A 13,397-nucleotide genomic window follows, 5' to 3' on the forward strand; every position below is an offset into this window, starting at 1 on the left:
ATTCGCGATGCGGAAAAAATTAAAGAAAGATACTGAGTATGAACTGGATAATCAATGGGCCGGCGAAGAGGAAGAAGCGGAGCCGGAAATCATTTACCACGAACATAGCCATCGAAAGCCAGTATTCTTTGGCACGATTTTAGCGATTGTATTGGCGATTGGCTTAAGCATGGTTTCTGGCGGCTATTCATCAGAAGGAAGCGCGGAAGAAGTGGTCGCCAATCGGATCAGCAAGTCTACGATTGCAGGAGAAAGCCTTATGACAGACGAAACGAACGCAGGGATCACTGCCAAGGATTTTGAAGTGACCGTAGGAGATTCCGGCGGTGAAGCAAAAATGCTGATCTGGGATTTCAACAGTGAAGACAATGATGAAGTCCAAATCCTGGTGAACGGACAGCCGGTGAAAGAAAAACTTATCCTGGCCAACAATCCCGCTGCCATTTCCATCCCGGTCCCAAGCACGGTGACAATCAAGGGGCTTAAGGATTTTGGAGGCGGCATCTCATACGCAGTCAAATTCCCGAATGATAAAATCACCTATTATAATGTCGTAAGCGTGAATGCCGGGAATACTTATACGGTAAAACCGCTGTAGTGAAGTACAGGGACGTACTTATTGCATCCAATCCCGGAAGCAAAGGGTACGTCCCTTTGCTTCAAAAGAGGTAAAATAAAAGTAAATATAGCTTTCGGAATGGCGGGTAGGGCGATGAATATTTTACTGGCGGAAGATGATCTGAAGCTTGGCGAGCTGATCAGTTATATGTTGAAGAAGAAAGCTGGTTATCAGGTTGAGTGGGTGAAGGAAGGGGAGGATGCTTATTTTTACAGTACTTCTTCCCATTATGATGTGCTGATTTTGGACTGGATGATGCCGAATGGGTCTGGTGTGGAGGTTTGCCGCCGCTTGAGGAAAGAGGGATATGCAGGGGCGATATTGATGCTGACGGCGAAAGATTCGGTCGAGGACAGGATCAATGGCCTTGATGCCGGTGCGGATGATTATCTGATCAAACCGTTCGAGATTGACGAACTCCTTGCCAGGATCAGGGCACTGACAAGGAGGAACTTTGCTCCGATTGTGGAAGATGAGGTACATTATCGTGATCTTGTGTTAAGCCGGATCGGCCAGGTGTTGAGTGATGGAAACAAGGAGATCCAGCTAAGTCCCCGTGAATTCCAGCTGCTCGATTTGCTGCTGCAAAACAGGGGCCAGGTTTTGCCCCGGGAGCTTATATTGGAGCGGATTTGGGGGTTGGACGCGGATGTATCAACGAAAACGATCGATGCGACGGTAAAATTGCTACGCAAAAAGCTGGACAGCTTTGGCAAGTATGACTTGCTTCAAAGCATCAGAGGGGTAGGGTATAAAATTGAAAACTAAGTCCTTGCGCCGTGAAAGAGAGCAGAATATCTTCAAACGGACCCAGCGGCGGCTGACGAAGGGATTTTTGGGCCAGTTGATGAGCTTCCTGCTGCTGTTTTCCATCGTCATGTTCGCTGTGCTTTATTTGGTGATCATGCAGGACCACGAGCAGGAAGTGAAGACCCTGGCAAAAGGAGAAGCTGAAAGATTGGAAAGATTCCTTGAGAGGAACCCTGAAAGAGTTGGCGAGTTTCAGGAGCATGAACTGGAATTAAGAGGTCCCGGCCAGGTTTTTGTCTATCTCATCAGTCTGGAAGGTGACTTGCTTGCAGGGAATGAAGCATTTCCGAAGGCTCGGCCGGAGTTATTGTCTGCACTTGATCCTCAGGAACTTTTCCAGCGGAAAGTGAAAGTCGATTTATCCTACGAGGAGGACGAAGAAGACGAGCACGAGGATCATAGTGAGTTATTTCGGAAGGACATCCGCCTCTTGATTGCAAAGGAAGAGGTATCGGTTGACGATCGTGAAATCGGAAACCTGTATGTCGGCACGGACATTTCTTTTGTCTATCAGATGTTTACCTGGCTGTTCGGTATCCTGATTGGTTTGCTGCTTGTGTTCTTACTGGTCGCCTGGTTCCTGAGCAGCAGGATGTCGAAAAAGGCGATGGTCCCGATTAGTTCAGCGTTTGACAGACAGCGTGAATTTGTCGCGGATGCCTCACATGAACTCAGGACGCCTTTAAGTGTCATGCTTTCTTCCATCGATGCGATCGAGATGACGATCGATGATAAACAGGATCATATGGTCCGTAAAATGCTTTTTAATATGAAGGATGAAGTGAAAAGAATGACAGGACTGGTGAGCGATCTGCTGACACTTGCCCGGTCAGATTCAGGTAAAATCGAGCGGAATGATGAAGTTTTTGATTTTACAGAAGTGGCCCAAAAGGCGGTGGACGCGATGAATCCAATAGCACATGAGAAGCAAATTAAACTTCAATTCCATGCACCTGAAACACTTCCTGGCAAGGGTGACGAGCACCGATTGATGCAGCTTCTCTATATCCTGTTGGATAACGCGTTAAAATACACCCCTGATGACGGGGAGGTTGAGCTGGCTCTATCAAGAAAACAAGATGAACTGACGATTAAAGTCCGTGATACAGGAATCGGAATCCGTCCCGAAGAGCAGCCGTACATCTTCGACCGTTTTTATCGCGCAGACAAGGCCAGGTCAAGGCAAGAAGGAAGCTACGGACTGGGGCTCTCGATCGCCAAATGGATTGTTGACATTCATCATGGCACAATTGTAGTGAACAGTGAATATGGGAAAGGCAGTACGTTTGTGGTGCAGCTGCCTTTCGCCAATAGAAGTTAACTTATCGTTGTATAGGCCGTTCCAGAGTGAGCAACTCATCCTCCAGCGATGAAAACTGTTGTTCCAACACAATCTTGGCGTCTGAAATCGCAGCATTGTAAAAATGAGGAGCAAGCGATGTTTTGACAAAGTCTAAAACTCTTTCAGCCGCGAATTCAGTTAACTCTTCCCCTCTTTCTTGTGAAAAGAAAACCTGGATGTCATCAATCATGGTCTGCTGCTGTTCTTTAGATATTTTTATGAACATGGAAAACACTCCTTTAACGTAGTTACATTTGTAACTATACAAACTGAATACAGTAAATTGCAGACTTTAAAAAAAGTTTTTTTTATGTACAAGACAAATAAAAAGTATGAACCGAACCATGGTTTATACTTTTTTTGTTTTGTTAACTCTTCCTTTTCACCGTATTTTCACCATCCGTGGATATAGTGATACTCATAAAAGGATATAAGGAGGAGAGTTCCTGCATGAATAAAAAAGTAAAGTGGTCAGTGATCTCTGCCAGTACAATTACGGCTCTGACGTTTGGCGGCCTGGTGATGAATAACGAAAAGGCTGCAGGCAATGAAAATTCAGTCCCGGAAAATGATTGGCTTCGTGAAAATTTTTCAGCATTTACAGAAGAAGGCTATGAGGAAAACGAATACAGCGATGATGAGGGCGATCGTTATTACGGAGATCATGATGACGATGATGAGTATGAAGAGCATGATGATGAAGGTTATGAAGATGATGATGAAGGTTATGAAGACGATGATGAAGGTTATGAAGACGATGATGACGATCACTACAGAAGTGAACAGCAGGAACAAGGGACTTCATGGGGACAAGACCAAATCGTGAATGCTCCGGAAAGAGGCTTCCGGCAGGAGCAGAGCAGCTCGAGGACATCACGATGATTGAGACGAAGTTCAGAGCGATGAATAGCAGCATCCTGCTTTCAGGAATGGATCTCGATGCTCATTTACAGATAAAGAAAATGATTGTAGATTTCGAGCAAAAGGCTAGCCGGTTCATTCCCGAAAATCAGCTTGCATTCGTCAATCACAGTCCACTAGATGTTCCAATTTATTTGGATTCTACCCTGGCAGACCTCCTTGATCGATCGCTTCAGCTCGCAAGGAGATCAGATTTTTATGTCCATCCTTTCCTTGGAAAAGAGATGATGGCGAATGGGTATTCCGAGTCGTTTCATGAACAATATCAGCCTGTTTTTACCGGGTTTGCCGAAAAGCATTTTTCCCGGGAACCGATTGAGAGGCTATCGAAAAGCTGGATAATCAAAAAAAGGGATTTTCTTTTTGACTTCGGAGGCTTTGGAAAAGGATACATCATTAATGAAGGGATTAAACATCTCAAACAGAAGGGTGTGAATCGTTTTCTGATCAATGCCGGGGGAGATCTCGCGGTGCTCGGATCCCATGAGGTCGGAATCGAACATCCCGTTTTAATGGGAGAGGACATGATCAAGCTGTCGATCACCGATAAAGCACTTGTCACTTCAGGGAAAAATTATCGGAGATGGACAAGAGGGAATCAGGAATATCATCATATCCTTAATGGCCGGACAGGTGAGCCTGCTTTTAACGGAGTGCTGCAGGCAAGCGTCATTGCCAATACCGCGATGGAAGCTGAAACCGCGGCGAAGATTTTATGCATCCTTCCATTTGATGAAGCAAAAGCACTGCTTTACAGGAATTTTCCGCGAATAGCTTATTTTGTTTACTTTGAAAAGGACAAAATTGCCATCGGCGGGGATACACGACTTTACAAACGACTGGAGGCAGCGAAATGAATTGGATTTGGATTGCGATCCGCGCCACAGGATTGACAGGATATTTTTTGCTGACATTATCACTCTTGATGGGCATATACAGCCATATTCCGCGGAAAAGAGGTTCAATCCTTGGTTTCCATCAAATTATTGGCCAGGTAGCCCTTTTATTCATCGGAATCCATGCATACCTGCTGATTTTTGATAACTATGAGCCTTTTTCTGTTTTGGAACTGCTCATCCCCTTTTCAGCATCGTATGAACCGATCCTGTCAGGATTGGGAACAATCGCGGTTTATTTATTGATCATTGTGATCTTAACATCTGATTTCATGAAAAAAGTCGGGCGATCAGCCTGGAAAAAAGCACATTATCTCGTGTTCCCGCTCTGGTTCCTATCAGTGATTCACGGCCTTTTTCTTGGAACAGATACAGAATCATTGTGGGCCGTGGCTTTATATGGAGGCTCTGTTTTGATTGTCAGCATGGCAACCATTTTTCTAGTATTGAAAAAAGTAAGCCAAAAGAGGAAAGCGCGGCCGGTTGCAACGTGAATGCTTTTGTTTTTAGGGGAATGAGTGAATCTCACTCTGACAACAAATAAGACGCCTTTTGGAGATGGAATTAGCACGCTAATTCGCATCTCTTTTTTTGTTTATTTTTTAGCATATTACTTTGAAACCCTTATAGAATAAGTGCACCGGGACAGTAGATGTGAAAAAACTCGCTAGATTTAACTAAAGAGTTTTTTAAGGGGAAACTTGTTCTGAGATTATTGGTGTATTTTCTTTGGCAGCAGGTTTCTCGAAGTACTTTTGAAATGCATAATTTAGTAAACCAAATGAGTAGTAAAGCAAAAAAATTTTAGTTGAAGTGAAATTTTTGAATTTGAAATGTCCAATTTTCTGAAAAATCGGGACGAATATATAGGCGAAAATTAAGTCCATCACCAGATTTGAAATGGCATATACAGAGAATTTACCGAATGTAAAATGAAACACCCATAAATTAACTGTAAAAAATGGACCTAAGATAAAAGCTAATGCGTCAAACACCCTATATTTGTAACCGCCCTTTACATCCCACCAATTAAATATTGGACTTATCATTTCTACAGTTAGTAATAGAAAAGAGCAAAATAAAGTGACAGGTAAATACCTTTTGAAGGATTGTTTAGGAAGAAAGATTGAAGTGATCGTCCATAATACTACTGCATTAAAAATTCTAAAGAAATTGGCAAGCAATTTGTTCACCCCTTTATTTTTTTAGTGTTTGAAATTTCCTATAGATTATTCATCTAAAGGGGTTCCTCCTCGTCAAGCAGTTCTACTGCATTCTTACAGTATTCAACGAGGCAGCAAAGCCATATGATTTAACCGCCAAAAAATGTCTGTATATTTACGTTTCCTGTCGTGAAATCTAATCACGGTAAGTTGCTTTCGGAGGGGACGGGCTTGAAGTTTATCATTAAAACACTGACCTTTATTGCAATTCTTTTGTTATTTTCACAATTAAGGACGTATGGAGAAAAACAGGATGACATCTATATAAAAATTGATCTTTGGACAAACAGGCTTTTGGTTTTTAAAGAAAATGAAGTAACCAGACAGTACGACATTTCTCCTGGCAATGAGCAAACTCCTACACCAATTGGAATGTTCACGATTGTGGGCAAATCCAGTGGCTGGGGTGGGGGATTTGGCTCGAGATGGCTCGGATTAAATGTTCCCTGGGGAGATTTCGGAATCCATGGCACCAATAAACCAACATTGATTGGCAAAAATGTCAGCAGCGGCTGTATTCGTATGCGCAATAAGGATGTTGAAGAGCTGTTCGATATGATTCCTCAAGGGACAAGGGTTTATATCGAAGGTCCTCTTACCGGCATGGGAGAGGGAGAGTTTAAAAATATCGCTTATGGATCGAAAGGCAATCTTGTCCAACTTGTTCAAAATAGGCTGAAAGCCATGGGACTTTATTTTGGGCCCATCGACGGGATTTACGATAAAGGGACAGAGAATGCCGTCAAGCAGTTTCAGAAACTGAATCATTTGCCTGTGACTGGCGGGGTATCGATTCGTGAATATACATTATTGGGATTGCTAGAGTAAAAAAAGCAACAAAAAAATGGAGGATTGTCATGAGGAAAAATAAAGAGAAAGCCACATATAACGAAAACTTTTCTGAGGTACCAAACAAAGAGGTATTGGAAATCAGCGAAACAGGTTACGGGCTGGAATCCGTTGCAGAAGGTGCTGATTTCGCAGAGGGTGATCAAAAAAACTCTCCCAACTGTGGAGGGCTATAACAAAAGTGGAGAGGTGGACGATTTTTTTTTCTGGACCGTTCCCCTCTCCTGAGTTGGAACACCGGAAAACCGGTAAATAGATAATGTGGTCACCAATACGGTGTGTTGGAGCACTGAAATTCCAGTAAATGGATAATGGTGTCACCAATAATGCCGATTAGTGTCCTAAAAAGCCTGAAAATGAAAAAAGAGGTAACCAATGAAGCGTATTGGTGCCCTAAAACACCTAAAAGCAAAAACGAAAGGACGATTCCACATGGGATCGTCCTTTCGTTTCTATTCATAAATATAGCCGATGACATCAAGTGCCTGCTCCACCGTCTCTACCGTGACATTCGCTTTATTGGATAGCTCTTTTAATGGGTGGATCAAGGATTCAGGTCTGATGATGATGGTTGGTTTGTTCAGGGTGATGGCGGTGCTTGCGTCCATTGCGGTGTTCCATTGTTTGTATTTTTCGCCGAACAGGGCGATGACGATATCGGATTTGGACATAAGTACCTGGGTCCTGAAGTTGTTGATATCTGATGCGGCGTCATCTTTGTAAACGTTGCCTGGCTGTGTGCCGAGGATTTCCTCGCCAATCTGGTCGGAGCGGTCATGGTTTGTCTGCGGTCCGACGAAGGTGAGGGGCAGGTTTCGCTCCTTCGCTTTCTGGGCCACCTGGTCGCGCCAATCATCATGAATTTGACCTGCTAGATATACAGTTAATTCCATCGTAACACCCTCCTAATGAAATAAATTCTAACATCATCATAAAGAATTTTGCTGAGGAATCAAAGGGATTAGGTTGTCGTCCCGATTTTGTTCAAAGGATGCTGTTTGGAAAAATCATACAAAGGGTACGAAAGACCCAGGAACTTCTTTTAAAAAAGTCCGTATTACATGAAAAAGAATATGAATGTATGGAGGAAACCAAATGGGATTAGTATTGTTTGTGCTCGTCATAACGGCAATCGGGGGGATATGGTACGGCTGCAGTGTCCTTCAATATAAACTTTCAGTTCAACCAACATCTTATGTCGGGTGGAAGATATTCGGCAACATATTGTTGCTGGTACTGGGACCCATCGCGGTGGTAGCTTTATCGCTCTTCCTAATGACACAATTTGATATCGTATCAGACCAGACTGGCCAGGGAATCGGCTGGTTATATGTCATCTATTTCATGCTGCAAATCATTGTGATACCAGCGAAAGTCATCTATTTACCTGTTTTTCATTTTATCGTTAAAAAGAGAAGGGAGAAATTGATTAAGGATGATAGTTTCACCAGTAGATAATTTCGGTTTGTCTGTGGGTGTCATCCTTCTTCTGAGAGAATGTCATTAAGCAGATAACTATAGAGGTGAAATCATTGAAGAAAAAGACTTTAACAGCCATTTCCTACATATACAGCATTTTGGTTTTCGGAAGTTTTAGTATATGGGGATATCTTGTGGAAAAAGAAGAGGGAGTGATCGACCCGACAAAACATGAGATGCCTCTTATTCTATTTATTGGCCTCATGTTAATAGCCGTGGTTTTGGCGGGAGTTGGTTTTAATAGTGTAAAAGAAAAGGGCAGCAAAATAACTAGGAAAGCTGTGTTTACAGGCATTGTTATGGGTTTACTCTTTATTGCCTGGGGTGTTGTAAGGTCTTTAAACTAATTAAAATAAGCTGGTGATGGTATGTCGAAGAAGGTGTTGACTTACATAACAGCAATAGTTATTCCTGTTACTTTAATTTGGGGCATCCTATGGGCTTTCAATGCAGCAGATGAAGATGGAACTATTCATTTGGAGGGCAATGAACCCTATGCCTACTTATTCCTGGGTTTATCTATAACTGGATTGATAACAGGATCGATTGCTTTAAGGGCCACGAATGAAAAAGGCGATAAAATCAGTAAAAAGACCGTCTTTTCAGGATTGGCAGTTGCGGCGATATTTTTTCTGTGGAGGCTGTCGGTTGCATTGTAGATGATTGAGAAAGGGCTGGCTTCCGGTCAGTCTGAATCTGGCATATAGAAAAATATTCCTATACAATAGTGATATTGAAGTGTAAATGTGGTGATCTAGTTGTTAAAGCTTTTATTGATTGAGGATGATGCGTCGTTATTCAATGAGATCCGGGACCGTCTGACGCAATGGTCGTATGAGGTTTATGGGGTGACGGATTTCAGCGATGTGATGAGTGATTTTAGCAATATCAACCCTGACCTGGTGATCATCGATATCCAGCTGCCGAGGTTTGATGGTTTTCATTGGTGCCGGATGATTCGGTCGCATTCGAATGTGCCGATTATTTTTCTTTCTTCGCGGGACCACCCAACAGACATGGTGATGTCGATGCAGATGGGGGCGGATGATTTTGTCCAGAAGCCGTTCCATTTTGATGTGCTGATTGCGAAAATCCAGGCAATCCTTCGCCGTGCCTATAATTATAATTCGACGCAAAACCAGTTGAAAACATGGTGCCGGGCGACGATTGATTATGATAAGAATATCGTTGAAAATGAGTTGGGCCGGATCGAATTGACGAAGAATGAAATATTCATATTAAAATTGCTGATTGAACAGAAGAATAAGATTGTCAGCCGTGATGAAGTCATGAACAGCTTGTGGGATGATAAGCGGTTCATTAGCGATAACACATTGACGGTCAACGTCAATCGGCTGCGGAAAAAGCTGGATGAAATCGGGCTTGGCCATAAAATCGAAACGAAGATTGGGCAGGGATATATGGCTGTTGAAGAGGACAATGGATGATGTTTATTACTTACCTGAAGGAACGGCGAAGCTGGATCCTATTATTCTTGCTGCTTCAGTTCCTCGCTGTTTTCATCGCTTATATAGATTCGGCAGTATCACTCACGTCAATTCTTTATTATGTCTTTCTATCGCTCATTATTTTTATGATTTTTTTAGTGATGCGTTATCAAAAGGAAATGAAATTTTATCAAGAGCTTGAAGAAGCGCAAGATACCATGGATTTTTCACACAGGGAATTCCTCAGTCCTTTTGAAAGGATGGCAGCAGAAAGCATCACTCGCCATTTCGAAGGGCTGAGAAATAAAGTTTCCGAGAATGAGCGGATGCTAGACGAGGAAAAGGATGAATTGCTTTCCTGGATCCATGAGGTGAAAACTCCGCTGACAGCTTTGAGCTTGATGATTGACCGGCTTGAGGACCAGAGACTGAAAAAAGAAATGACCTATGAGTGGCTGCGGATTCACCTTTTACTGGATCAGCAGTTGCATCAAAGACGGATTCCTTTCATGGAAAATGACTTGTATATTGAGCGGACCGATTTGGAGAGTGTGATTTTTGGCGAGGTTAAAACCCTGCAGTCCTGGTGCATCCAAAAAGGCATTGGCTTCGACTTTGACCTGGAGTCGAAAGAGGTTATGACCGATGCCAAATGGCTTGCCTTTATCATCAGGCAGCTGCTGACAAATGCTGTTAAATATAGCGAAAGATCTGATATTCTGATCACCAGCGACCAGCGGAACGGACAGACTATCCTCGAAGTTGCCGACACTGGCAGGGGAATCGATTCCAGGGATCTCCCGCGAATTTTTGAAAAAGGATTTACTTCAACTGCTCATCATCAGGACAATGCAGCAACGGGGATGGGACTGTACCTGGCGAGAAAAGCAGCGGACTCACTGAAAATCAAGATTGATGTGGAATCAGCGCCAGGCAAAGGGAGTACGTTCAAGCTGACCTTCCCTAAAAGCAATGATTTTGTCCGGATAACAGGCATGTGACAATAATGTCACATGCCTTTGCTGATTTGTTACCTGAATCGAAGGAAAGAATACAGGCAGGATTTTATAATGAATTTATCATAGAAAGGATGTGTGAACATGATTTTATTGGAAGCGGCCAAACTTCATAAAACATATGGAAATAAGTTTAATAAACAGGAAGTATTGAAAGGGCTCGACCTTAAAATTTTCAAAGGGGAATTCGTGAGCATCATGGGTGCCTCTGGATCGGGTAAAACGACGCTCTTGAATGTCCTCTCTTCTATCGATAAGGTCACCAATGGTTCGATCAAGATTGAAGGGAACGAGATTACCGGGATGAAGGAAAAGCAGCTGGCGGAATTCCGCAAGCAGCACCTGGGCTTTTTGTTCCAGGATTACAATCTCCTCGATACACTGACAGTGAAGGAAAATATCCTCTTGCCACTTTCGGTCAGCAAGACGCCCAAAAAGGAAGCGGATCAGCGGTTCGAAGCGATTGCCGCGGAACTCGGAATTCTGGAGTTGAAGAATAAATATCCAAATGAAATTTCCGGCGGGCAAAAGCAGCGCACATCTGCTGCACGAGCTTTCATCCATGACCCGAGCATTATTTTTGCCGATGAACCAACGGGCGCGCTGGATTCGAAATCAGCTTCAGACCTTTTGAATAAACTAAGTGACTTGAATCAAAAACGACAGGCAACGATTCTGATGGTCACTCATGATCCAGTTGCGGCAAGCTACTGTGGCAGGGTAATTTTTATAAAGGATGGTCTTATTTATACTGAACTGAATAAAGGTGACCAGACGAGACAGGAATTTTTCAAGGACATCATGAAAACCCAGAGCGTATTGGGCGGTGTGCACCATGAGCGTTAATCAGCTGATTCTTCGTAATTTGAAGAAGAACCTTAAAAATTACTATCTGTATGTTTTTGCATTGGTGTTCAGTGTCGGCCTTTATTTCGCCTTCGTCACCCTTCAATATGATCCTTCCATGCATGAAACGAAGGGTTCGATTAAAGGAGGGGCCGCTATTAAATCGGCATCTGTTCTACTCGTGGCCATCGTGACGATTTTCCTGACCTACGCCAATAACATTTTTATCAAAAGAAGAAGCAAGGAGATCGGCCTATTCCAGCTTGTCGGAATGACAAAGGGCAAGATTTTTCGGATCCTGAGTGTTGAAAACTTCCTCCTTTATTATGGCTCCTTGCTGGCGGGTGTTTTCCTTGGATTTTCAGTATCCAAGCTAATCATCATGATTCTGTTCAAAATCACTCAGGTTGAAGGGATTGCGAAGCTTCATTTTTCCGGAACAGCCCTCGTGCAGACACTGATCGTTTTTTCGGTCATCTATGTATTGATGCTGCTGTTGAACTATCTTTTCATTAAACGGCAGAGCATTCTATCCCTGTTCAGGGTCATTTCAAGTGCTGAAGGCCGGGCAAAAAAGATTTCTTTCTGGGAGATGATGATAGGCATTCTTGGCATTACACTGATTGGGATCGGGTATTATGTGTCATCCAAGCTGTTCGAAGGGGACTTTACAACCGTGAACGAACTCTTCTTCGCCATGGTGTTCATTTTAGCGTCGGTCATCATCGGGACTTATCTATTTTACAAAGGTTCTGTCAGCTTCATTGCCAATCTCATCCGGAAAAAGAAGGATGGGTATTTAAATATAAATGAAGTGCTGTCGTTATCCTCCATCATGTTCAGGATGAAGTCGAATGCGTTGGTGTTAACGATCATCACCACGGTATCAGCGCTTGCGATCGGCTTATTGTCTTTAAGCTATATCTCCTATTATTCTGCAGAACAGAGTGCCAAAAATAATGTTCCAGATAACTTTGCTTTTGTTGATGCTGACTCTGCTGCTGATTTTATGGAGAAGTTGGAGTCGCAGGATATCGGTTATGCGGAGAAAAGGATTGAGGTTCTCCAGGCGGTAATGAACGCAGAGGAAATCATCGGACTGAAAATGGATGGATACACCCAGGATCCTAAATCGATGGGGGTCTCGGTCATTAGCGAAAAGACGGAAGGTCAAAGTGAAGTGAGTAAGGATGAAACCTATCTGACAGGTTACAGTGACATTATGATGAAATTCATCTCCATGAAAGATTCAGGACCGATTGAGATCATCGGAAAAAATCATGCTATTCCATTGCAGTACATTGGAATGGAAAAGGAATATCCTGTTTCCCGGTATTTCGGTGGTTCTCCTGTGGCCGTTGTCGATGAGTCCGTATTTGAGAAATTAAAGAGTGATTTGGACTCTTCCATCCAAAGAGACTATTCATTGTATATTGGGGTTGATATTAAAAACGAGAATGATTTAGTGAAGGCGAATCAACTATTCAATGAAAATCAGGAAAATGATCTCAATGAATCTCGCCTGGATAATGAAAATACCCAAAAGAAACAAATGGGGCTTGTCATGTTCATTGTCGGTTTCCTTGGGCTGACCTTCCTCGTCACGTCGGGCTGCATCCTTTATTTTAAACAAATGGATCAGACAGAAGACGAAAAGCCGAATTATACGATTTTAAGAAAGCTTGGTTTCACACAGGGTGATCTACTAAAGGGAATCCAGGCAAAACAGGCATTCAATTTCGGTATCCCACTATCAATCGGCCTGCTGCACAGCTACTTCGCCGTCAAATCCGGCTGGTTCTTTTTCGGCACCGAGTTATGGTGGCCGATGCTGATTGTCATGGGACTTTATACAGCATTGTATTCCATTTTCGCGATACTTTCAGTGGTTCATTCTAAGAGAGTTATTCGGGAATCTCTTTAACAGAAGCGCAGGGGTTTGCCCTGT

The 13,397-nt window shown here is 43.0% G+C and carries 18 protein-coding genes; 15 read left to right on the top strand and 3 right to left on the bottom strand.

Annotation, left to right across the window (positions count from 1 at the left end; genetic code table 11):
* Positions 1-7: 7 nt before the first annotated feature.
* The 3 genes from M3593_RS17685 (at position 8) to M3593_RS17695 (ending at position 2,750) form a co-directional block, all read left to right on the top strand.
* The gene (locus M3593_RS17685) at positions 8-598 is read left to right on the top strand and encodes a hypothetical protein (RefSeq protein ID WP_251543401.1); all 591 of its coding nucleotides are present in this window, start codon (positions 8-10) and stop codon (positions 596-598) included.
* Between the two features lie 114 nt (positions 599-712).
* The gene (locus M3593_RS17690; protein ID WP_144475386.1) at positions 713-1,387 is read left to right on the top strand and encodes a response regulator transcription factor; all 675 of its coding nucleotides are present in this window, start codon (positions 713-715) and stop codon (positions 1,385-1,387) included.
* Positions 1,377-2,750, top strand: coding sequence for a sensor histidine kinase (locus tag M3593_RS17695; RefSeq protein WP_251543399.1), 1,374 nt, complete (start codon positions 1,377-1,379; stop codon positions 2,748-2,750). Before M3593_RS17690 ends, M3593_RS17695 begins: the two co-directional genes overlap by 11 nt.
* 1 nt (position 2,751) lies before the next feature.
* On the opposite strand, the gene M3593_RS17700 is transcribed toward M3593_RS17695, so the two are convergent.
* Entirely contained in the window at positions 2,752-2,997 is a 246-nt protein-coding gene (locus tag M3593_RS17700; RefSeq protein ID WP_251543397.1) for a DUF2164 domain-containing protein, read from the bottom strand.
* Positions 2,998-3,221: 224 nt separating this feature from the next.
* On the opposite strand from M3593_RS17700, the gene M3593_RS17705 reads away from it, so the two are divergent.
* From M3593_RS17705 to M3593_RS17715, 3 genes are read left to right on the top strand one after another with little or no spacing between them, the layout of a single operon-like run.
* A complete protein-coding gene (locus tag M3593_RS17705) occupies positions 3,222-3,653 on the top strand; it encodes a hypothetical protein (protein WP_251543395.1) in 432 nt (143 codons plus the stop codon).
* Positions 3,575-4,549 carry an FAD:protein FMN transferase gene (locus M3593_RS17710; protein ID WP_144475383.1) on the top strand — a complete coding sequence of 325 codons (975 nt, stop codon included), beginning with the start codon at positions 3,575-3,577 and terminating at the stop codon, positions 4,547-4,549. The genes M3593_RS17705 and M3593_RS17710 overlap by 79 nt, the downstream gene beginning before the upstream one ends.
* A complete protein-coding gene (locus M3593_RS17715; protein WP_251543393.1) occupies positions 4,546-5,082 on the top strand; it encodes a ferric reductase-like transmembrane domain-containing protein in 537 nt (178 codons plus the stop codon). Before M3593_RS17710 ends, M3593_RS17715 begins: the two co-directional genes overlap by 4 nt.
* 195 nt (positions 5,083-5,277) lie before the next feature.
* Here the strand turns inward: M3593_RS17715 and M3593_RS17720 are convergent, their stop codons facing one another.
* Positions 5,278-5,772: a stage III sporulation protein AF gene (locus M3593_RS17720; RefSeq protein ID WP_251543391.1), complete on the bottom strand. Its 495-nt coding sequence runs from the start codon at positions 5,770-5,772 to the stop codon at positions 5,278-5,280.
* 210 nt (positions 5,773-5,982) lie between these two features.
* Here M3593_RS17720 and M3593_RS17725 point away from each other — a divergent pair, with 210 nt between their 5' ends.
* A complete protein-coding gene (locus tag M3593_RS17725; RefSeq protein WP_251543389.1) occupies positions 5,983-6,639 on the top strand; it encodes a L,D-transpeptidase family protein in 657 nt (218 codons plus the stop codon).
* A 29-nt stretch (positions 6,640-6,668) separates the two neighbouring features.
* Positions 6,669-6,836 carry a hypothetical protein gene (locus tag M3593_RS17730; RefSeq protein WP_251543387.1) on the top strand — a complete coding sequence of 56 codons (168 nt, stop codon included), beginning with the start codon at positions 6,669-6,671 and terminating at the stop codon, positions 6,834-6,836.
* 276 nt (positions 6,837-7,112) lie between these two features.
* On the opposite strand, the gene M3593_RS17735 is transcribed toward M3593_RS17730, so the two are convergent.
* Complete coding sequence (locus tag M3593_RS17735) at positions 7,113-7,553, bottom strand: YtoQ family protein (protein ID WP_251543385.1); 441 nt, start codon at positions 7,551-7,553, stop codon at positions 7,113-7,115.
* A 202-nt stretch (positions 7,554-7,755) separates the two neighbouring features.
* Between M3593_RS17735 and M3593_RS17740 the strand changes: the two genes are divergently transcribed.
* From M3593_RS17740 to M3593_RS17770, 7 genes are all read left to right on the top strand, one after another.
* Positions 7,756-8,118: a hypothetical protein gene (locus M3593_RS17740; RefSeq protein WP_251543383.1), complete on the top strand. Its 363-nt coding sequence runs from the start codon at positions 7,756-7,758 to the stop codon at positions 8,116-8,118.
* A 74-nt stretch (positions 8,119-8,192) separates the two neighbouring features.
* Complete coding sequence (locus tag M3593_RS17745; protein WP_144475377.1) at positions 8,193-8,486, top strand: hypothetical protein; 294 nt, start codon at positions 8,193-8,195, stop codon at positions 8,484-8,486.
* 21 nt (positions 8,487-8,507) lie between these two features.
* A complete protein-coding gene (locus M3593_RS17750; protein WP_251543381.1) occupies positions 8,508-8,798 on the top strand; it encodes a hypothetical protein in 291 nt (96 codons plus the stop codon).
* Positions 8,799-8,897: 99 nt separating this feature from the next.
* Positions 8,898-9,587, top strand: coding sequence for a response regulator transcription factor (locus tag M3593_RS17755; protein ID WP_251543380.1), 690 nt, complete (start codon positions 8,898-8,900; stop codon positions 9,585-9,587).
* Positions 9,587-10,588, top strand: coding sequence for a sensor histidine kinase (locus M3593_RS17760; protein ID WP_251543724.1), 1,002 nt, complete (start codon positions 9,587-9,589; stop codon positions 10,586-10,588). The genes M3593_RS17755 and M3593_RS17760 overlap by 1 nt, the downstream gene beginning before the upstream one ends.
* A gap of 99 nt (positions 10,589-10,687) precedes the next feature.
* Positions 10,688-11,449, top strand: coding sequence for an ABC transporter ATP-binding protein (locus M3593_RS17765; protein WP_144475374.1), 762 nt, complete (start codon positions 10,688-10,690; stop codon positions 11,447-11,449).
* Positions 11,439-13,373, top strand: coding sequence for an ABC transporter permease (locus tag M3593_RS17770; RefSeq protein ID WP_144475373.1), 1,935 nt, complete (start codon positions 11,439-11,441; stop codon positions 13,371-13,373). The genes M3593_RS17765 and M3593_RS17770 overlap by 11 nt, the downstream gene beginning before the upstream one ends.
* Positions 13,374-13,397: the final 24 nt, after the last annotated feature.

The sequence above is a fragment of the Mesobacillus sp. MER 48 genome (genome assembly GCF_023714225.1).
Classification (GTDB): Bacteria; Bacillota; Bacilli; order Bacillales; family Cytobacillaceae; genus Mesobacillus; species Mesobacillus oceanisediminis_A.

Coding starts and splice junctions, on each gene's coding strand:
- M3593_RS17770 (WP_144475373.1), top strand. CDS start 11,439: ATGAGCGTTAATCAGCTGATTCTTCGTAATTTGAAGAAGAACCTTAAA.
- M3593_RS17735 (WP_251543385.1), bottom strand. CDS start 7,553: ATGGAATTAACTGTATATCTAGCAGGTCAAATTCATGATGATTGGCGC.
- M3593_RS17740 (WP_251543383.1), top strand. CDS start 7,756: ATGGGATTAGTATTGTTTGTGCTCGTCATAACGGCAATCGGGGGGATA.
- M3593_RS17765 (WP_144475374.1), top strand. CDS start 10,688: ATGATTTTATTGGAAGCGGCCAAACTTCATAAAACATATGGAAATAAG.
- M3593_RS17760 (WP_251543724.1), top strand. CDS start 9,587: ATGTTTATTACTTACCTGAAGGAACGGCGAAGCTGGATCCTATTATTC.
- M3593_RS17715 (WP_251543393.1), top strand. CDS start 4,546: ATGAATTGGATTTGGATTGCGATCCGCGCCACAGGATTGACAGGATAT.
- M3593_RS17730 (WP_251543387.1), top strand. CDS start 6,669: ATGAGGAAAAATAAAGAGAAAGCCACATATAACGAAAACTTTTCTGAG.
- M3593_RS17685 (WP_251543401.1), top strand. CDS start 8: ATGCGGAAAAAATTAAAGAAAGATACTGAGTATGAACTGGATAATCAA.
- M3593_RS17750 (WP_251543381.1), top strand. CDS start 8,508: ATGTCGAAGAAGGTGTTGACTTACATAACAGCAATAGTTATTCCTGTT.
- M3593_RS17690 (WP_144475386.1), top strand. CDS start 713: ATGAATATTTTACTGGCGGAAGATGATCTGAAGCTTGGCGAGCTGATC.
- M3593_RS17705 (WP_251543395.1), top strand. CDS start 3,222: ATGAATAAAAAAGTAAAGTGGTCAGTGATCTCTGCCAGTACAATTACG.
- M3593_RS17700 (WP_251543397.1), bottom strand. CDS start 2,997: ATGTTCATAAAAATATCTAAAGAACAGCAGCAGACCATGATTGATGAC.
- M3593_RS17710 (WP_144475383.1), top strand. CDS start 3,575: ATGGGGACAAGACCAAATCGTGAATGCTCCGGAAAGAGGCTTCCGGCA.